The organism is Jiulongibacter sediminis (genome assembly GCF_001306455.1).
In the GTDB taxonomy this organism is placed as follows: Bacteria; Bacteroidota; Bacteroidia; order Cytophagales; family Spirosomataceae; genus Jiulongibacter; species Jiulongibacter sediminis.
Map to the genome: position 1 here is coordinate 737259 of NZ_LGTQ01000006.1, position 19716 is coordinate 756974.

A 19716-nucleotide genomic window follows, 5' to 3' on the forward strand; every position below is an offset into this window, starting at 1 on the left:
GAGCTATCATTTATTTCCTTTTTAAAAAGAGTATCTAAGTTTTTATGCACCCCAAAACCCTCCTAAAAAACGGCAAAATCATCACTCCAAATCAGATTCTGGAGCATGGGTTTATTTTGGTGGAGAATGGAAAAATTACGGCGGTGGTGGCAGGAAATCCGGAGATTTCGGATGTTGAAATTATTGATGTCAAAGGACAGTACATTTCTCCAGGTTTTATCGACATTCATTTGCATGGTGGTGGAGGTTTTGACTTTATGGATGGCACCGTGGAGGCATTTCTGGGGATTGCAGAAACACACGCACGCTACGGCACCACGGCCATGTTGCCCACTACGCTCACCTGCGAAAAGGAGGATTTGATCCAGACTCTCGAAGCCTATCAAGCCGCTGATAAAATTAACAATAAAGGTGCTCAGTTTATCGGGATGCACCTGGAAGGACCATATTTTGCTATGAGTCAGCGGGGAGCACAAGACCCCAAATTCATCAAAAATCCTGATCCCAAGGAATATAACGAGATCATTGCCAATTACCCTTTTATCAAGCGATGGAGTGCTGCCCCCGAGCTGCCCGGTGCCATTGAATTCGGGAAAACGCTGGTGAAAAATGGCATTCTGGCAGCCATAGCACACACCGATGCCATCTATGAAGAAGCTCTGGAAGCCTGGGAAAACGGCTACTCGCTGGCTACGCATTTTTACTCGGCCATGTCAGGCGTAAGTCGCCGGAATGCCTACCGCTACGCCGGGGTGGTGGAAGCTGCCTACCTCATTGACGACATGGACGTAGAAATCATCGCCGACGGCGTGCATTTACCGTCACCGCTGCTGCAGCTCATCCATAAAATAAAAGGCCCCGCCAAAACCGTTCTCATCACCGATGCCATGCGTGCCGCCGCGATGCCTGAAGGCGAATCTGTGCTGGGATCTTATAAAAATGGCACTCGTGTGATCGTGGAAGATGGTGTGGCCAAAATGCCCGAAAGAACGGCATTTGCCGGCAGCGTAGCCACTTTTGACCGGCTCATTCGCACCATGCTCACCATGGGAAAAGTTTCGCTTCAGGAAGCCATTCAAATGGCCAGCCTTACTCCGGCACGGATCATGAAAATGGATGATCGGAAGGGGTCTATTGCTGTTGGCAGGGATGCTGATTTGGTGGTTTTTGATGAGGGGATTGATGTAAAGCTTACGATGGTGGGTGGGAGAATTGTATTTCAGGGAAAATGAAAATTCTTCTGATTCGGTCAAATGAAAGAAAGTGATCACTTTTTCCACTTCTTCTCGGCTGTCCTGGCCGGACGGGCAATACTTTTTTTCGAAAAAAAAGTATTCAAAAAACATTGCCAAAATAAACTTGTACAGTCAAGTGTTCAGTTGACTTATATTTTCGGGACAGCTTTTGCCTTATGAACACTTGCCAGTACTTCAAACAGTACTTTGGCTCAACGGATGTTCATTACTATTATTCGTGTTCTCACGTACATTTAAAATGAGCCATTTGGCTCAGCCTTTTGCGTACTAGAGCATAATTTCTGCTCCGCCTTTTCTTTTGCTTTCGTCGGCGGCTTCCATGAAGGCACAGATTTCCAGAGTTTCGTTTTTGTCTACGGGGGTTATGCCGGTTTCGAAGAAATTGATCACTTCCACCAGGAGTGGATCATAACCATTGTAGGGACCCAGATGTTCGATGCCGTTTTCACCGAAAGCCATGCCTCCGTAATCCTGTTTGCCGTTTTTGATGCCACGAAAAGTGCCTATCCGTCCGTCGTTCCAGGTGGCGGCGAATACTTCCTGATCTTCGCCGATGGTTCTCCGGACACTTTTACAGCCTGTACCCATGACAGTAAAAAGCATTTCTACACCGTGAATGCCGTACCAGAACAGATCGGGGTGAGTTTTTTCAAATTTCATGGGACTATAGGTGTCGGCTCCGTTGACTCTACCAAGTTTGCCGTTTTTGACCTCTTGAACATTCGAGGCATATCGCAAAGAGGAAGATGAAAATACGGGTACTTTGTATTTTTCCGCAGCCGCAAAAATGGCTTTGGCGTCTTTCAAAGAAGCAGCAATAGGCTTGTCAATAAATGTAGTTTTACCACTTTTGAAAACCTCCAGGGCCTGCTCCAAATGTCGGCGACCATCGTTTGTTTCCAACATGACTACATCTACTTTAGTCAGCAGCTCGGCTATGGAATTAACTATTTCCACACCGTACTTTTTAACATCTTCAATATAGCCTGGAATCCGCTCGGTGCTGGAGAGAATGTCCAGACTGCCTTGCGGGTAAGCAGCAACCACTTTGTAGTTTTTAAATACTGCGTCGGCGTCCTCCTTATTCAGGGATTTTGTAAAGGCGACTGAATGCGATGTGTCCAAACCGATGATGCCGATTCTTTTGCCTACGACAACCGTATTATTCCTTCTACCGGCAAAGCTTTTTAGTGATGTAAACCCAAGTGTGGCGGTGGCCAAGGGGACTATGAAATCACGGCGTGTAAGTTTCTTTTTCATAATGGAATTAAATGATTGACCATTTTCTGATCTGATGCCCTTTGAGGGCATAGAAAACCAGATAAACGTAACAGGGGAATAGTACCCAGTAGGCGGTTTTGAGATCGAAGATATCCGCAAAATAGCCGTAAAAAAGAGGTAGAATGGCATTGCCACAAAGCCCCATAATCAAAACCGAAGCCCCCAGCTTGGTGAACTTTCCAAGCCCATCAAGAGCCAGCGGCCAGATACCCGCCCAGATCAGGGAATTGGCCAGTCCCAGCAAAACCACAAACCAGATCGAAATATCAGCGGTGTGACCCATGAAATTTACTGGTCCGGAGGTGAAAACAATCAGTATCGTAAGGATTAGACCCAGCGACGTACAGATTCTGAGGGCGGTAACCTGTGAAATGTATTTCGGGATGCAAATAATACCCAGAATGTATCCGCAAATGGTGGCTGCCAGCGTAAAAGATGGAAAAACTTTAGCCTCCATCAGTTGAATATTCATGCTGCCGGCATAGCCAATGATGGTGTCAATGGCGATCACCTGAGTACCCACATGAAGAAAAATGGCAACCGCTCCCAAAATGAGATGAGGAAATTGAAGAATGCTTGTTTTACCTGAGGTGCCACCTGCAACAGATTCATCTTCAGAATCGGTATCGATCTCGGGTAACGGAGAATAGCGTATGCCTAGTCCTAATAAAAACAAGACTATTCCAACCACAAGATAGGGCGTAATCACCCGCTGAATAAGTTCGTCGAGGGCCGCATTTCTTTCAGGACCGCTCATGGAATCCAGACTTTGAAAGAGTTCACTGTCGGTGGCCCGTAAAATAACTGCCGCAAAGACTAGCGGAGCCAATATGCCTGCCGCTTTATTGCAGATTCCCATAATACTGATTCGCTGTGCGGCCCGTTCTTTATCTCCGAGAATAGTAATGTAGGGATTGGCCGCTGTCTGTAAAATGGCCAATCCTGCCCCAAGGGTAAACAGTCCAATGAGGAAAATGAGATAGGTTCGGCCGTATGCCGCCGGGATGAAAATAAAGGCTCCTGCAGCCATAAGCCAGAAACCAACCATCATCCCTTTTTTAAAACCTACTTTTTTCAACAAATAGGAAGCTGGTACAGAGATCAGGAAATAAGAAATATAGAAGGCAAAAGCCACGAGATATGCCTGAAAATTGGTGAGTTCGCAGGCGATTTTGAAATAGGGGATAAGGATGGAATTGGCCCAGGAGACAAATCCAAAAATGAAGAACATCAGGCCAATGATAAAAATCGAAATGGTGGTGTCTCTCTTACTCAGCGAGCTGACAGATACGGCTTTTTCCATAGAGGTTAGGTTCAATAGGGCTTTGATAAGCAATATAAGTTTTTTAGAGGAAATTAAGCCGTTCCCTATTTCACAGATCATTGGCTTTTCTTCGAAATCAGGGAATCTGAGAACGAATGTCCGGAAAAAGAGGATTCCTTATCAGTCCTTTCGTTCAAGAGCCGCTACCACTTTCAACGTGAAGCCGTTTTCATAAAAACTTCTGACTGAACCGTTAATTTTGGCCGCTCTGTTTTTCATATTGCTCATACCAAGGCCATCTGATGGGGTGGTGTACTTTTGTTGACCGTTATCTTTTATTACAAGCTGAACATTTGAGTCACTTTTCTTTAGTTTTATTTTGACAGTATTTCCATCAGAATGCTTGAGAATATTCGTAACAGCTTCTTTAAGAATAAGATATAGGTTTTGCCGCAGGATGGGATTGATGAATGATGCCTTATCAATTCCCTCGGTGATAAATTCATACCTGAAGCCTTTTTCAGGAAGGTTCTGTTCGGCAAAGGCCCGCATTCGGTCCAGAAGGTTTTCTACCTTGTCTTTTCTGGAGTCAATGGCCCATACGGTGTCACGCATCCGCTCCATGGCATCTCTGGCCATCTCACTGATTTTGTTCAGGCTTTCCACATCTACTGGTTTTACACCTAGCGACATTAGCTCAGATTTCATGGAGAGACCTGCAAGTAAAGAGCCTACATCATCATGCAGGTCAGCAGAAATATTGGTCCGCATTTCTTCCGTGGCTCTGTATCTTTCAAGTTTCATAAAAACCCGATAGCGGATCCAGCCATAGATGGCAAGGAAGAAAAGACCCAAATAAAGTAGCCAGGCCCACCAGGTTTGGTACCAGGGTGGGCTTATCATAATATTGAATTCTTTAAGGTCAGACCACACCCCGTCACCATTGGCAGCAGCATATAGAAGTGTATAATTTCCAGGACTAAGATTGGTATAAAAGACCTCACCCGAACTGCCGGAATTTAAAAAGTCATCGTCATAACCCTCCAGCTTGTATTTAAACTTGTTTAAGGCTGGTTCTTTATAGTGCAAGGCGTCAAACTTTAGTTTGAGTCGGTTTTGGTCATGCTTAAGTTCAAGAGAGTTTAACTGTGTAGTATAAAGGGTAGAATCAAAGGTTTGATTTTCAACTCTTTTTGCCGGGAAATTGACATACTGAAGCTGGGCCTGAGGGGATATCTCATTATTCTTGTAAAGCTTCGGGTCAATGACACTAAGACCACTTTCACCTCCAAAAAATACTTTGCCGTAGGAGGACAAAACAGGAGCTGGTTTTGCAAAGCTACCCTCGCTGAAATTATGATTAGCATACAGGGTAGTCTTGTTGTCTTTATACCTCAAAATGCCGTTTGAGCTCTGTATCCAAAACGTATTGGCAGGTTCTTCTACAATCCAATTGAAGTTTTCATCACTGTTTCTGTCTTCAAAAGTCAGGGGACTAAGGCTTAAGTTACCTTTATCCATCCTGAATATTTTGTTCGAGAAAATCCCCCAAAGATTACCGTTTTTGCCACGGTAGAGATAGCTTACCTTCTCTTGCTGTTGTTTAGAGTCGGCGATCCATTTGAGCTCATAATTTTTATAACTCACTGTAGCCAACCCGAGATCAGTACCTACAAGAATACGCTTCTGCCCGGGGTCATCAAGCAAACACATAACCTGTATGAATTTTTTGGAGATGGGGTCTTGAGCGAGACTGAAAATATTACCAGTCTCACCAGTTTCAGGTTTAATGAAATGCAACCTCCTCCAGTTATCGATCTGCCATATGGTGCCCTGAGAGTCTTCCATCAGGCTTAAAGATCGTCTTAAGGAATTACCGACTGAATCGACCGGAATTCCATAACTGTACTCCTTTACTATTTTAGAGAGGTCTGGTGTAAGCTCAATACTTCTTGAAGAGCCGCCCGCCCAGATGTGCTTATTTTTTGTTTTTTTAATAGCATAATAGGCTCCCTGATCAGGAGAAACTTCTTTGATCTTGCCCTGAGGACTATATTGAAAAATACCTTTTTGAGTAGTTGCCAGAACACCTTCCGGGCCTTCAGCCAGGTCATAAACTGCAAGATTTTCGCCAAAGGCAAAATTCTTAAATTCATAAAAGGTGGAAGAGGCGGCCACAAGTTGATTCCCAGTAAGCCAATAATTTCCCTGACGATCGCGATGAACAGATGTGATCTTGTTCATCCCAATGGAGGAGTTTTCACGGGTAAACTGTTTGATGATTTTCTTTTTTCGAAGGTCAAACAGAAGAAGACCATGGTAGTTAGTGGCCATCCAAAGAAAATCGCCCTCTCGAAACAAGTCCCTAATAGCTACTTTGTAAGTAGAATTTATAAGTTTCTCAATTTCAAAGAAGTCAATAATTTGCTCATTTTCAGGATCGAAGTGAACCAGGCCCCGTTCGAAATCCGAGATCCAGAAGGTTTTATCGTCATCTACCTCAATATCTGTTATCCAGTCATCCAGCAGATAGTTGAGAAACTCAGGCCTGTCTCTTAAAAAATCAAAGGAGCCCTTTGAAGGGTCAAAACGGATTAGGCCGAATTTACGAGAACCTAGCCAGATCTGTCCTTTTTTATCTTTTCGGATAATCTCCATTCTCACCTTTTCTTTGTGAGGCCAGTCTTTTGTTCGTATTTTCTGGATGGGAAAAAGCTGGATTTCCCCTGTTTGTGTGTCCAGGTTTTGGATACCTCCATAGCCTCCAAGCCAGAGTGTTCCGTTTTCAGAAAGGGCTACATTCATTGGCCTTTCATTTGCCCAGCCATTCTCGAGCTGAGTAGAAACCGCCTCCATGATATCTTTTTGAGGATTATATTTGTTAAGATATCCACTGCCCGAAAAAATCCAAAAAGTGCCATTATGATCCTCAAAAAAGTAGTTTGGCCCTTCAAGACGAACCCCAGTTTCAAGATTATCAAAAAAGGGTTTGAAGTTTTGACCGTCAAATCGCATTATACCTTTGGCAGAGGATATCCAGATATAACCATGACTATCTGCATAGGTATTATCTAAATCGGAGGAGATAAGTCCGTCTTTAGTATCAAAATTCTTAAAGTAAAGAAGGCTATCTATAGGTAAGCCTACCCGAGCCTTTTGACCTTTATTTACGGGCTGATCACTAGTTGATTTTTCTGAGCATGAAAATAAAGTCAGTGAAAGAAAACACAAGAGACCTATGATATGTTGCCCTGGTTTATTTAACAGACCCATTCATATACAGGTTAATAGCTTCCACTTTGTTTTTGACCTGCATGTTACGATACATTTTTTTGATATGCGAGCGTACCGTTTCTACCGAAATACTCATTTCGTTCGCTATTTCCTGATAGGTGCGACCCTCAGAAAGTGCTGATAAAACTTCGTATTGACGGGCAGGTAGCTCAAACTCCTCTTTTTTTCTTTTGCTCTGGGCAAAAAAACCAACAACCTCCCGGGCTACTGCAGGTGAAAGATAAGCTCCACCTTTTTGAACAATCTGAATCCCTTCCAAAATGGCTTTTAGCCCGGCTCTTTTTGAAATATAAGAAGTGGCACCCAGGCTTAGTGCCTTCAGGATTTTGTCTTCCTCTTCATAAGTGGAGAGCATAATGATATCAGGATCAGCAATTTGTTTTATCTCTGGAATGGCCTCCAGGCCTCCCAAACCAGGCAATCCGATGTCAAGCAGTAAAATATGATTTGGTTGAAATTGATTTTTTGCCAGCTCTGCCAAATAGTCTTCTGCCCTGCCAAAACATTGAATGACTTCAATATCACTCTGAGCCTCAAGAAACATACGGACGCTCTCTCTCACAATGGCGTCATCGTCAATAATAATAACGGAGGTATACATGGACTATCATTCTTGTGCAATTGTCTAAAGATAATAGAAAACGCATTTAAGGGTTACTCTGTCTACAAAAAATCACCCTATAGGGTGATTGACAGGTGGAGATGGATTGAGGAAATTTGAAATAATTAGCCCAACTACTATGACAAATACCCCTACACCCAAAATTCTCGGAAAAGACAGTAATGAAAACGTTTATTTTCTGACCGCCTCTTCAAATTATACCTTCCTCAGCTTTAGCAACGGAAAAAGAAGGATTTCCGGCTACTCACTTGGCTTTTTTGAAAATGTATTGAACGATGACTTTTTAAGGGTCAATAGATCATATTTGATTAATAAGTCCTTTATAGATAAAGTGTTAGATCGTGGAGGAAAGCATTTTGTAAGACTAAAAAACAATCAGGAAATCAGAATATCCCGACGTAAAACATCACAGATTCTTAAAGTCTGTAAAATATATAAATGACTTCGGCTTGTAATGATTGAGAACTCCCTATTCGGCAAACATTCTGCCTTTTCATGACCTGAATAGCATTAAGCAGTTTTCGGATACTTTGAGGCAAATAAAAACTCTGGGTTATTTACAGATGGTCTAGTTTTCACAATAACTGGCCTAGAAGTTTTGTCGGACCAAGTTTTGGAAGAAAATTCTTGCCAAACGTGGTATTTAAAGTAGATTCCTATGTTTAAAAACAGGAAGAAGGTGTGAAAATCTTTAAAAATTGAATCTGCTTATAGTGTTAAGAGTGAATTCCAAAGGGCTGGCAAAAATGTAACGCTTGTGGGCTTTTTAATCGAATTCAATGCAGTTGAAGATAACCTATGATCTCGCTCTTGCTAAAAACAGCATCATGCCTCTGAACCTCACCCGAACAAACCATTGAATTCAACACTTCCGGCCAGATAAGTTAATCGTATTCAACGTAGACTTTATCAAAGTTGTCTTTGTTCAGGATATTGAAATAGGGGCTTTTGGGGTCTTTGATGATGGAAGTCAGAAAACCGTTGACATTCAACTCTTGAATTTCTTTCATAGAGAATTCAAGGAGCAGAATGGGGAAGTTCCGGGCAATTATTCTCATCTTGTTTTTTCTTCAAATTACGTTTTGATATGCGACTTTTCATAGCTGTGCTGATTTTTGCCCTTGTTAAATGTGACTCAGGAGTTGATCCTGCAAATTCCAGAAGGGCAATAAATGAAGAATATTTCAAAGATTTGCTGCTTTCCGGTCGATGGCAAATTGATCAGGGTTTTATAAACGACTATCAGGTGATTGAGGCCGGGTCTTCACTCAATTCGTTGGTTGATTTTGAGGTTAGTAATAAGATTTCGTGGATTGAATTTAAAAAAGACAACTCGGTAGAAATGAGATTTGATGATGCTGATACCACTCTTTCCATGCAGTACGAGGTAAATTCAGATGTAACAGAAATGAAAATTTTTCCTGCCAGAGGGGTTCAGGATTTACTTCTCAAAGAAAAATGGGTGTTGTCAGAGATTTCTATTGAGAACCGACAATTCGAAATGCATTTTACGGAAACCTCTGGCGGATCAACCGTAGTAACACGATTAATTCTCAAGCGTATTTAAAAGTTGGCTATTGGGCCCGGGTATATTTTTCCTGAATGATATCGCATTTCTCCAGAATTAAAACATTGTCTTCCAGAGAAATCACTTTCCATTCGTCGCAATAGGCACAGTCAACATAAGGGCACGATACCAAATCTTGCAGTTTAATGACATCGTCCTTTAAACTATATTTTTTGAAAGTACAGCAGGCTGTAGATGTTTCCCCACCGTAGAGCAATCTGCCATCGGTAGTAAAAGAGACGCCGGGCACTAAAACATAGGTTTGAATGGTATGCCACTCGTCCCAGCTGCCGTCTGCCTTTCTTTCCCTAATTTCATAGCCATAATCCCAATCGCCGATCAGACCATTTCTGATTTCAGCTTTTGAGCAAGACAAAAGCACCGGCATCAGAAGGCAAAACAGATATAACTTTTTCATCACCTCATGAATGCCGGAATCGTATGAAAGGTTGGATTACCGTGAGTTAATCTTCCCAGTCCAAACTACGTTCAATGGCCTTTTTCCAGCCATTGAAATTTTTGGCTCTAAGTTCTTCAGACATTTCTGATTTCCAGGTTTTATCAATACCCCAATTGGCTGTCAGATCATCAAAGTTTTTCCAGTAACCCACCGCCATTCCCGCAGCATAGGCGGCTCCCAGTGCCGTAGTTTCAATCATTTTTGGCCTGATTACTTCTACATCCATGATGTCTGACTGAAACTGCATGAGCAGTTCATTGACGGTCATTCCGCCATCTACACGTAAAGATTTTATTTCAATATCACTGTCTTTTTGCATGGCTTCCAGCACATCTCGGGTTTGGTAAGCGGTAGCCTCCAAGACAGCTCTGGCGATATGACCTTTGTTTACAAAACGAGTCAAACCAGCAATAAGGCCACGTGCATTATTATTCCAGTACGGAGCATATAAACCCGAAAACGCTGGTACGAAATAGGCTCCTCCATTGTCATTGACGCCTTCTGCCAGTTTTTGAACGTCTGCACTGTTTTTAATGATTCCAAGATTGTCACGTAGCCATTGAACCAGTGCTCCGGCAATGGCAATAGACCCTTCAAGGGCATAATGAACAGGCTGGCCTTCAAACTGATAAGCCACCGTTGTTAGTAAGCCATATTTTGAGGCGACCGCTTCTGTTCCTGTATTCATGAGCATAAAACAGCCTGTTCCATAGGTATTCTTCGCTTCACCCGGTTTGTAACAAGTTTGTCCTACCAAGGCTGCCTGCTGATCACCTAGGATGCCAGCAAGCGGCACGCCCCGCATGGCTTCAGATTTGATTTTTCCGTAGACCTTGCTGCTTGGCATTATTTCAGGGAGCATGGCTAAAGGGATATTGAGTTTTTCGAGAATTTCCTCATCCCATGAGATGGTTTTGATATCCATTAATTGAGTTCGGGAAGCATTGGTCACGTCAGTCAGGTGAAGTCCACCATCCACACCACCGGTGAGGTGCCAAACGGTGTAGGTATCCATGTTTCCAAAAATGGCCTCTCCTTTTTCAGCGTCTTCACGTACTCCTTTTACGTTATCCAAAATCCATTGAATTTTGAGTCCACTGAAATAAGTGGCTAAGGGAAGGCCTGTTCTTTCTTTGAACCAATCGGAGCCGATCGACTTTTCCAGCTCATCCACTTTTTTACCGACGCGAGTATCCTGCCAAACTATAGCATTATAGTACGGTTTGCCCGTTTTTCGGTTCCATACCATGGTGGTTTCTCGTTGATTGGTGATACCGCAAGCTGCAATATCCTGTGTAGATAAATTGGCCTTTATTCGGGCATTAGCGACCACTTCAAGGGTGTTTTGTCTGATTTCTTCAGGGTTATGCTCTACCCAGCCGGCTTTCGGGAAGATTTGCTCATGTTCTTTCTGACCAACAGAAACAATTTCACCTTTCTTATTAAATATTATACAGCGAGTACTGGTAGTGCCCTGATCTATGGCAGCGACGTAGTTCATAGGTTATTTCAATTTTGGATTGGGGATTCAAGTTAATTGAAAAACCTTTTCGCCGAAAATCAAAAAACTAAAACTAAGCTCTTTTACTATTATGGTGAGCGGTTTCCTTTTAATGGACGGAAACAGGGTCTACGACATCAATGATTAGGGCTTTTTGGGATTCAAAAGGAATAAGTCTGTCTATGAAAGGACGAATATTGTCTAATTTATTTATTCTTAACAAGTATGGCAAAAAGAAGAAAAAATGTTTAAATAGCGGCAATAACCCCTTTTATTAATTACCGTGCGTCGTTCACTTTTACATTTTTATGGCCTTTTGTTTATCGTCTTTTTGACATTTTCATGTGAGAAAAGGCCGAAAAAACTCTTTAAACTTCTTTCTCCTGAGCGAACCGGAATTGATTTCAATAATCGGGTGATTGAAAATGATTCCATGAACATGCTAACCTTTACAAACTTCTACACGGGTGCCGGGGTAGGTGTTGGCGACATCAATAATGATGGTCTGCAGGATATTTTCTTTGGCTCGAACATGGAATCGGGTCGGTTGTACCTCAACAAAGGCGATTTGAAATTTGAGGACATTACCAATTCCGCAGGTGTGGAAACGGATCGCTGGATTACCGGAGTCTCCATGGTGGATATCAATCAGGATGGTAACTTAGATATCTACCTGAGTGTTTCAGGACCAAAACGAGATTTTCAGAATAATGAGAACATGCTGTTTATCAATAATGGCGACCTCACTTTTACCGAACAAGGAGCTGAATACAACCTTAACGACTCCTCTCAAACCACACACGGAAGCTTTTTTGACTTTGATAAAGACGGGGACCTCGACCTTTTCTCCATCATAAACCCAACTGATTATCCCCTTAACTTTATGGGTAGGGTAACGCCCAAGAAAATCAATGGTGAGGCTTCCAGTACTGACAAGCTTTTTCGAAATAACGGCGATGGGACATTTTCCGATGTGTCCCGAGAAGCGGGTATTCTGATTGAAGGTTATAGTCTTGGGGTGAATACATCCGATTTTAACCATGATGGCTGGGTAGATGTATTTGTTTCCAATGATTTTTCTACCAACGACCTTCTGTACATCAATAACGGTGACGGCACTTTTACAAATCAGGCAAAATCGTTTTTTAAGCACACCAGTTTTGCCAGTATGGGGAATGATGCCGGCGATATTAATAATGACGGTTTACAGGATTTAGTGGTGGTAGACATGTATCCTGAAGATAATTACAGAGAGAAAACCCTCATCCCGGGTATGTCTTACAATACCTTTCAAAATATGATTAATCAGGGTTATGAGCCTCAGTACGGAAGAAACGTGCTGCAGGTTAATAACGGGAACGGTACTTTTAGCGAAATCGGACAATTGGCCGGAATAGATAAGACAGATTGGAGCTGGAGTACCTTATTCGCAGATTTTGATAATAATGGTTTCAAAGACCTCTTTGTGGCGAATGGCTTCACACGTGATGTTGGCAATCTGGATTTCATGAAATTTAAGAAGCTCTCACCTTTTGCTGATCCTGATGCCGATCCGGCAGATCATTATAAAGCAATTCTTGACCAGCCCGGCGTTCCTTTAAATAATTACATTTTCAAAAATAACGGCGATCTGACCTTCTCAAAGGTAATGGAAGAATGGGGGTTGGATACCAAGTCATTCTCCAATGGAGCCGCTACGGCGGATCTGGACAACGATGGCGACATAGATTTGGTAGTCAATAACACAAACTCGGCGGCTTTTATTTACGAAAACCAATCAAATAAACTATCTGGAAACCACTACCTCAGTATTAAACTTATTGGCGATGACGATAATGAAGGTGCCTATGGCTCAAAAGTTACTCTAACCTATGACGATCAAATTCAATATCAGGAGGTAAATCCCTACCGAGGTTACCAATCAAGTGTGGACAGTAAACTTCACTTTGGACTTGGAGCAGTTGATAAAATTGACAAGTTGGAAATTATCTGGCCAGACGGAAATATAACTTCAATAAGTAACCCGGTAATTGATACCCTTTTGGTTTTAAAATACTCCAATAATACGCTCCAAAGAGAAGATACGGGCTCAGAAGAGTTTCCCATGTTTTCACATATAGCCAAGGACCTAAAGATTGACTATAGGCACGAAGAGGATTACTTCATTGACTTTAGTATGCAGCCGCTTCTGCCCCATATGCATAGTAAAATGGGACCCTCTCTTGCTGTGGGGGATATCAATGGCGATAGCCTTGAAGACTTTTTTGTTGGAAGTGCAAATGGAAGAAATGCCCACTTTTTCATTGCCGAAGCTAACGGAACTTTTAGGCAAAGCACTTTCCCTCATGATAAAAATGACGAGGATACGGGTGCATTACTGCATGATTTTGACCAGGATGGAGATAATGATTTATATGTGGTGAGCGGTGGTAACCGATCTGAAAGAGGTGAACAACTATCCTATCAGGATCGTCTTTATCTGAATGATGGGAAAGGTAACTTTACCCGGGCAGTTAATCATTTGCCTGAAATTAACTCTAGTGGCTCATGCGTGGTGGGGGCAGATTATGATAAGGATGGAGATCTTGACTTATTCGTAGGAGGTAGGTTTGTTCCGGGGCTTTATCCTACAATGCCGGAAAGCTATCTATTAAATAATAAGGGTGGTAAATTTACCAATGTAAGCTCTTCAGTAGATGGGCTGGCCAATATAGGAATGGTCTCCTCAGCTATCTGGACAGACTATAATAATGATACTTGGGTTGATTTAATTCTCGTCGGAGAATGGATGCAAATAACATTATTTGAAAATCAAAAGGGGCGGCTGGTTAATAGAACTCCGGGATCAGGATTAGAAAAAGTGTATGGATGGTGGAATAGTATCGTCTCCGGAGATTTTGATAAGGATGGAGACATGGATTATATCGTTGGAAACCTTGGGCTGAATACCAATTATGAGGCCTCAGAGGTAAAGCCGCTTCGTTTATATGCTAAAGATTTCGATAAAAATGGTGTTCTAGACCCTATCATGAGTCAGTATTACCCAGATGGAAGAAATTATCCTCTGCCGCTTCGAGATGCCATTACCGAGCAAATTCCTATTCTCAAGCAGATCATAAACACCTACGATGATTATGGCAAACGCCCATTGGAATCGGTTTTTGATAAGGATATACTTCAGGATGCTCAATTGCTAAAAGCCAATACCTTGAAAAGTAGTTATATTGAAAATCTGGGCGGCGGAAAGTTCAAAATACATGATTTGCCCATTGTAGTACAAATGGCTCCGATATACGGAATGGTGGTTGATGATTTCAATAGTGATGGAAATCCTGATGTACTTGCTGTTGGAAATTCTTATGCTCCCCACGTTCAGGTTGGAAGGTGCGATGCATCTACAGGGGCTTTACTTCTAGGAGATGGCAAAGGAAGTTTCAAGGTAGTTCGTGGCAATCAGAATGGATTAAATGCTGATAAAGATGCGAAGGCTTTGGTAACTATTTCTCTTAGTGGCCGTCAGGCCTATATAGTCTCAAATAATGCAGACTATCTGCAGATTGTCCAAAATGTAAAAGGCCAAAACTTAAAAGTGTTTACACCTTCGCCATCAGATATTGCAGGAATTGTTAAACTGAAAGACGGGACCTCATATAGAATTGAGTTTCATTTTGGCAGTGGATTTCTTTCACAGGGCTCAAGGAAGTTTTTAGTCAATTCCGAAATTGCAGAGGATTTTGAGCTATTGAAAATGGAATAAAGCAGAGATTGAGCTTTTGTACCTTTTCGTTTTTTGGTAAAGAAAAGCCCCGATGATTTCTCACCGGGGCTTTTGTATTTTTTGGTTTCAGCTTACGCCTGTACACCTCTCAAATATTCTCTTTCAATCGCTTCTTCACCTCTCAATTTTTTCTGGATACGGTCAGAAATATAATAGAGACAAGGAACAATAATCAAGGTCAAAACCGTGGAGAAAGCCAGACCAAAGATGATGGTCCAGGCAAGAATGTTCCAGAAAACGGCTGAGTCGCCACCAATATGCACTACCCAGTCAAGATCTACAAATAAGGCTCCGAAGTCAAAGGCAAGACCGATCGCCAACGGAATCATACCCAAAATGGTAGAGAAGGCGGTCAATAGAACCGGCGTCAAACGTGTGCTTCCACCTTCAATGATAGCTTCTTTAACGGAATAGCCGCGTTTACGCATCTCATCAATAAATTCGATGAGTAAGATACCGTTTTTCACCACAATACCTGCCAGAGCAATAATACCTACCCCGGACATGATGACAGAGAAAGTCTTATTGAAAATAAGGAAGCCCAGCAGCACACCTATCAAACTCAATACAATGGTAAAGAAGATAATGAATGGTTTAATGATACTGTTGAACTGAGCAGCCAGAATCAGATAAATAATGGCGATAGCAATCAGGAATGCCATACTCAGGAAGGCCATGGCTTCTTCCTGCTCTTTTTGCTCTCCGGCCCGGTCAATGGTGTAGCCCGCAGGTAAATCCAAATCTGAAAGCTCGGCAAAAATCATTTCATTGATCTTTGTTGCCTGCTCGGCATATTCCGGAGTAACATCAGAACTAAGCGTAATGGTGCGTTTCGCGTCAGTCCTGTTGATTTGACTGAAAGTGGTTGAGTACGAAATATCTGCTACTGTTGACAAAGGAACAGATCTCAAGACCCCACCCATATTCATATCACGGTAGGTGATATTCATGCTCAATAGTTTCTCGATATCGCTTCGGTCTGATTGCTCCAGTCGCAATTGGATCGGGTATTCATCATCCAGATCACGGAATTTTGAAATTTCAGAGCCAAACAAGGCAGTACGCAAAGCCATGGCAATGGTAGTGGTGCTGATACCCTCTCGTGAGGCTTTCTCACGATCCACATTGACCACAATCTCCGGTTTATTGGTTACCAGGTCAGACTTCAGCTCGTCAATTCCCGGAATGTTACTGGCTTCAATTTTGGCGAAAACTTTTGACTCGATATCACGAAGAATTTCAAAGTCCTCTCCTGTAATTTCAATCGTAATCGGTTTTCCTGTTGGCGGGCCATTACTCTCTCTTTCTACGGAGATTGACGTGCCCGGAATATCAATTAACGACTCTCTAACTTCATTGAGAAGTTTCAGCGAAGAAACCCCGCCGCGAGATTCTTTTCCGACAAAAGCCACTGTCACTTTCGACTTGTGTGGTGTGTCAGAACGGTCTGGGTTCATCGGGTCGCCGGCATTTCTACCTACGTTTGAAATCACCGAGTTAACAGCCGGCATGGCATTATTGTCTTCCAACACTTTGAAAACGCGACGTTCTATTTCTTTCGTTACATCATCGGTTTTACGGGCGTCAGTACCTATTGGCATGACGTTATAAACGTAGATATAGTCAGGTTCTGCAGATGGGAAGAAAACCACGTTGGGTTTCTTTATCCCCATGAAAACAAAAGTGAGAATAAGCAGAACAAAAGAAGCGAGAACAGCCCAAACGGGTCTGTAACCTTCCAAAATCCAACGAATGGTTTTGCTATAGCTGTCTTTTAATTTCGGCAATAGGTTCTCCTGGAAAGGAATAATCAACTTCGGGGTAAGGATGAAGTGATTGAAAATAACCAAAATGGCAAGTAGTACCATTACGTTGGCTACGCCGAAGACAGTTCCTATGCCAGTTATGGCGTACAAAAGGTAAAATACTACAGCTATAACTCCAAGAATGATCAAAGTTCTCTTAATAGAAGCAAAACCCGAATCCTTTTCTTTGTCTTCGTCCTCTCTTTTCATGAAGGTCATGGCAAAAACCGGGTTCATGATGTATGAAACCACCAAAGAGGCAAAAAGCGTGAAAATGAGCGTGAAAGGCAGGTATTTCATGAATTCACCCACCATACCCGGCCAGAATAGTAGCGGGAAGAAAGGAGCAATGGTGGTCAAAGTACCGGCTAATACCGGAATAAATACCTCAGAGGCTGCCAGTTTTACGGCCTCCGTAATGCTTAGGTTCTTATGTTTATTAAAGATACGGTGAGAGTTCTCAATAACCACAATGGCGTCATCCACCACAATTCCCAAACCAAGAAGAAAGGCAAATAATACGATGGTGTTGAGGGTAAAGCCCATAGCCATCAAAGGGTAGAAGGCAAGTAGAGCTGAAAGTGGTACGGAGAGACCCACAAAGATGGCGTCACGCACACCCATGAAGAACATCAAAACCAACACCACGAAAATAAAGCCCATAACCACCGTGTTAATCAGGTCGTTAATATCAGCCTTGGTACGGTCACTTTGGTCGGCAGTAATTGTAACGTTAAGCCCTGACGGAGCTTTTTCTTTGAATTCATCAAGAATGACTTCAATCTGCTCAGAGGCGGCTATCAGGTTTTCACCACTTCTTTTGATCACGTTTAGAGTAATTACAGGCTCATTGTCAAGACGGGCAAAATCCTGCCTTTCAGCATTGGAGTCAACTACCTCAGCGATTTCGTACAAATGAGCAGAAGCCCCCGTTCCTGAAGTCACAATTACATTTCTTAGCTGCTCAATGGTCTGAAATTCACCTTTGATGCGAAGTGTTCTTCTAACATTGTCCACATTCAGCTCACCAGCAGAAATATTGATATTCTCATTCTGAACCGCCGATTGAATATCATAGAAAGTCAGGCCGTAAGATTGCATTTTCTGTAAGTCCAGGTTGATCTGGATTTCTCTTTCCAGGGCACCTACAATATCCACACGGGTAATTTCAGGAAGCTCTTCTATTCTGTCCTGAATGTCTTCACCGTATGATTTGATTTTATCCAATGGAAAATCACCGGAAAGGTTGATGTTCATGATCGGGAACTCCGAGAAGTTCACCTCCATAGCCGTAGGATCCTGTGTTAGATCATTGGGCAGGTCTCTTCTGGCTTTGTCGATGGCGTTTTTAACACGGTCTTTAGCGACCTGAACATCGACATTGGTATTAAACTCCACCAAAATCACAGATACATCCTGAAGAGCATTTGAGGTAATCGTTTTTACTCCTTGCTCTGATTTGATCTGCTTTTCCAGCGGCTTATTGATCAGGTTTTCAATATCGGCCGGGGCTGTACCCGCATAAACGGTATTGACGTAAATCTGAGGAATTACAATATCAGGAAACTGCTCCTTAGGAAGGTTATTAAAGATGGAGTATCCTGCTATAGTCAGAAGGAAAGTTACGAGGTAAACTGTTGTTTTATTGCTGCCAAGAAAACCAATCAGATTATATACCGGTCCTTTACCCTTAGGTTGCCCTTCTGATTCGAAATTTTTGTTTGAATCTGTCATATCATTTCTTTTTCAAAAAGTGCTTTTAGTAGCTGATCAATTCTCCGTCAACCAAGTCCTGATAACCCTCAGTAATCAGGATATCGCTGGTTTGAAGTCCGGTTAAAATCTCAATATCCTCACCTGAGGTCAGTCCGGTAGTTACCACACGGCTGCCGGCCACCTGTTCACCATTTCTGTTTTCGGCTACATAAACAATGTCTCCTTTCTCCGTTCTTTGAATCAGGTTTCTAGGAATGGCGATAATATCAGCACGGTTCTGATCTTTAATTTTTACGCTTGCGTTCAGGTTTGGCTTAAGTTGACGGTCAAACGGTACTTTTGCTTCAGCAACAAAAGTTCTGGTCACGGGGTCAACGGTCTGGCTTACGAAAGAGAGACGGGCGGTAATGGTTTTTTGAAGATCAGGGAAAGTTACCTCGATCATATCTCCTTTCTGAATGGTGCCGGCGTAGGTATCAGGGATTCTGGCTACCACTTTGAGGTTACTCAAATTGACAACGCGAACAATACCAAGTCCCGGAGAGGCCATCTCACCTGCTTTCATTCTTACCTCATCCACATAGCCGTCAATTGGTGATTTTACGATATTCTGAGCATCCTGAGCTTCAAGAGTTGCGAGTCTTTTCTCCAATGACTCTACTTGAGCTTTAGCTTGAATGTACTGTACCTCAGTTCCAATTTTCTGATCCCAAAGTGCTTTTTGACGCTCGAAAAGTGTTTTAGCCGTCTCCATCTGAATTTTGATTTCATTCATGCTGTTCCTCAGAATGCTATTATCAATTGTGGCGATGGTCTGTCCCTTTTTTACGTAGTCTCCTTCAGTAACATAAACTTTGGTGAGTGCACCTCCCATTTGAGGGCTCACGAAAACATTATTCACAGCTTCCAGTCTACCATTGGCTTCTACATAATGTGAAAGATCAGTGGCAACTATTTGCATTGCTTTTACATAAGTGATTTTGGCGGAGGTATCTGGTTCTGCTTCTTCAATGAAAGCTTCCAGTTCATCTATTTTAGATTCAAGGTCAGTAACTTCACCTTTAAGTTTGGCTAGCTCTGCCTTTTTGCCTTCCAGGCTATTATCTTGTTTTTCGCCGCATGAAGTAGCTACTGTAACAAGTGCGATGAGTAAAAATGCGTACTTTTTCATG

The 19716-nt window shown here is 42.4% G+C and carries 13 protein-coding genes; 4 read left to right on the forward strand and 9 right to left on the reverse strand.

All coding sequences use genetic code 11. The annotated features are described in order from the left end of the window. Positions 1 to 44: 44 nt before the first annotated feature. Entirely contained in the window at positions 45 to 1232 is a 1188-nt protein-coding gene (gene nagA / locus AFM12_RS09140; RefSeq protein ID WP_055146953.1) for an N-acetylglucosamine-6-phosphate deacetylase, read from the forward strand. A gap of 291 nt (positions 1233 to 1523) precedes the next feature. Here the strand turns inward: nagA and AFM12_RS09145 are convergent, their stop codons facing one another. The 4 genes from AFM12_RS09145 to AFM12_RS09160 form a co-directional block, all read right to left on the reverse strand. Continuing rightward, positions 1524 to 2516, reverse strand: coding sequence for a Gfo/Idh/MocA family protein (locus tag AFM12_RS09145; RefSeq protein WP_055147896.1), 993 nt, complete (start codon positions 2514 to 2516; stop codon positions 1524 to 1526). A 7-nt stretch (positions 2517 to 2523) separates the two neighbouring features. Continuing rightward, on the reverse strand, positions 2524 to 3840 hold the full coding sequence (locus AFM12_RS09150; protein ID WP_055146957.1) for a sugar MFS transporter: 1317 nt from the start codon (positions 3838 to 3840) through the stop codon (positions 2524 to 2526). A gap of 141 nt (positions 3841 to 3981) precedes the next feature. Further along, positions 3982 to 7074 (reverse strand): sensor histidine kinase, encoded by a 3093-nt coding sequence (locus AFM12_RS09155; protein WP_055146960.1) that lies wholly within the window; start codon positions 7072 to 7074, stop codon positions 3982 to 3984. Further along, on the reverse strand, positions 7058 to 7696 hold the full coding sequence (locus AFM12_RS09160) for a response regulator (RefSeq protein ID WP_055146963.1): 639 nt from the start codon (positions 7694 to 7696) through the stop codon (positions 7058 to 7060). The genes AFM12_RS09155 and AFM12_RS09160 overlap by 17 nt, the downstream gene beginning before the upstream one ends. A 139-nt stretch (positions 7697 to 7835) precedes the next feature. Here AFM12_RS09160 and AFM12_RS09165 point away from each other — a divergent pair, with 139 nt between their 5' ends. Next, the gene (locus tag AFM12_RS09165; protein ID WP_055146966.1) at positions 7836 to 8159 is read left to right on the forward strand and encodes a LytR/AlgR family response regulator transcription factor; all 324 of its coding nucleotides are present in this window, start codon (positions 7836 to 7838) and stop codon (positions 8157 to 8159) included. 442 nt (positions 8160 to 8601) lie between these two features. On the opposite strand, the gene AFM12_RS19985 is transcribed toward AFM12_RS09165, so the two are convergent. After that, on the reverse strand, positions 8602 to 8727 hold the full coding sequence (locus AFM12_RS19985; RefSeq protein WP_262489874.1) for a hypothetical protein: 126 nt from the start codon (positions 8725 to 8727) through the stop codon (positions 8602 to 8604). Between the two features lie 77 nt (positions 8728 to 8804). Here AFM12_RS19985 and AFM12_RS09170 point away from each other — a divergent pair, with 77 nt between their 5' ends. Further along, positions 8805 to 9284, forward strand: a complete 480-nt coding sequence (locus AFM12_RS09170) for a hypothetical protein (protein WP_055146969.1) — start codon at positions 8805 to 8807, stop codon at positions 9282 to 9284. A gap of 7 nt (positions 9285 to 9291) precedes the next feature. Here the strand turns inward: AFM12_RS09170 and AFM12_RS09175 are convergent, their stop codons facing one another. After that, entirely contained in the window at positions 9292 to 9702 is a 411-nt protein-coding gene (locus tag AFM12_RS09175) for a hypothetical protein (RefSeq protein ID WP_131458268.1), read from the reverse strand. A gap of 46 nt (positions 9703 to 9748) precedes the next feature. Beyond that, positions 9749 to 11245, reverse strand: coding sequence for a glycerol kinase GlpK (gene glpK, locus AFM12_RS09180; protein WP_055146975.1), 1497 nt, complete (start codon positions 11243 to 11245; stop codon positions 9749 to 9751). Between the two features lie 283 nt (positions 11246 to 11528). Here glpK and AFM12_RS09185 point away from each other — a divergent pair, with 283 nt between their 5' ends. Beyond that, complete coding sequence (locus AFM12_RS09185; RefSeq protein WP_131458270.1) at positions 11529 to 15002, forward strand: VCBS repeat-containing protein; 3474 nt, start codon at positions 11529 to 11531, stop codon at positions 15000 to 15002. 92 nt (positions 15003 to 15094) lie between these two features. On the opposite strand, the gene AFM12_RS09190 is transcribed toward AFM12_RS09185, so the two are convergent. Both AFM12_RS09190 and AFM12_RS09195 read right to left on the reverse strand, forming a co-directional pair. Continuing rightward, positions 15095 to 18562: an efflux RND transporter permease subunit gene (locus AFM12_RS09190; protein WP_082391257.1), complete on the reverse strand. Its 3468-nt coding sequence runs from the start codon at positions 18560 to 18562 to the stop codon at positions 15095 to 15097. A 25-nt stretch (positions 18563 to 18587) separates the two neighbouring features. Next, on the reverse strand, positions 18588 to 19715 hold the full coding sequence (locus tag AFM12_RS09195) for an efflux RND transporter periplasmic adaptor subunit (protein ID WP_055146981.1): 1128 nt from the start codon (positions 19713 to 19715) through the stop codon (positions 18588 to 18590). Between the last annotated feature and the right edge of the window lies 1 nt (position 19716).

What these genes read in the sequence shown, in the direction of transcription:
- AFM12_RS09145 (WP_055147896.1), bottom strand. Translation starts at nt 2,516, where the DNA reads ATGAAAAAGAAACTTACACGCCGTGATTTCATAGTCCCCTTGGCCACC.
- AFM12_RS09170 (WP_055146969.1), top strand. Translation starts at nt 8,805, where the DNA reads ATGCGACTTTTCATAGCTGTGCTGATTTTTGCCCTTGTTAAATGTGAC.
- AFM12_RS09165 (WP_055146966.1), top strand. Translation starts at nt 7,836, where the DNA reads ATGACAAATACCCCTACACCCAAAATTCTCGGAAAAGACAGTAATGAA.
- glpK (WP_055146975.1), bottom strand. Translation starts at nt 11,245, where the DNA reads ATGAACTACGTCGCTGCCATAGATCAGGGCACTACCAGTACTCGCTGT.
- AFM12_RS09190 (WP_082391257.1), bottom strand. Translation starts at nt 18,562, where the DNA reads ATGACAGATTCAAACAAAAATTTCGAATCAGAAGGGCAACCTAAGGGT.
- AFM12_RS09150 (WP_055146957.1), bottom strand. Translation starts at nt 3,840, where the DNA reads ATGGAAAAAGCCGTATCTGTCAGCTCGCTGAGTAAGAGAGACACCACC.
- AFM12_RS19985 (WP_262489874.1), bottom strand. Translation starts at nt 8,727, where the DNA reads ATGAAAGAAATTCAAGAGTTGAATGTCAACGGTTTTCTGACTTCCATC.
- nagA (WP_055146953.1), top strand. Translation starts at nt 45, where the DNA reads ATGCACCCCAAAACCCTCCTAAAAAACGGCAAAATCATCACTCCAAAT.
- AFM12_RS09175 (WP_131458268.1), bottom strand. Translation starts at nt 9,702, where the DNA reads ATGAAAAAGTTATATCTGTTTTGCCTTCTGATGCCGGTGCTTTTGTCT.
- AFM12_RS09160 (WP_055146963.1), bottom strand. Translation starts at nt 7,696, where the DNA reads ATGTATACCTCCGTTATTATTATTGACGATGACGCCATTGTGAGAGAG.
- AFM12_RS09155 (WP_055146960.1), bottom strand. Translation starts at nt 7,074, where the DNA reads ATGGGTCTGTTAAATAAACCAGGGCAACATATCATAGGTCTCTTGTGT.
- AFM12_RS09195 (WP_055146981.1), bottom strand. Translation starts at nt 19,715, where the DNA reads ATGAAAAAGTACGCATTTTTACTCATCGCACTTGTTACAGTAGCTACT.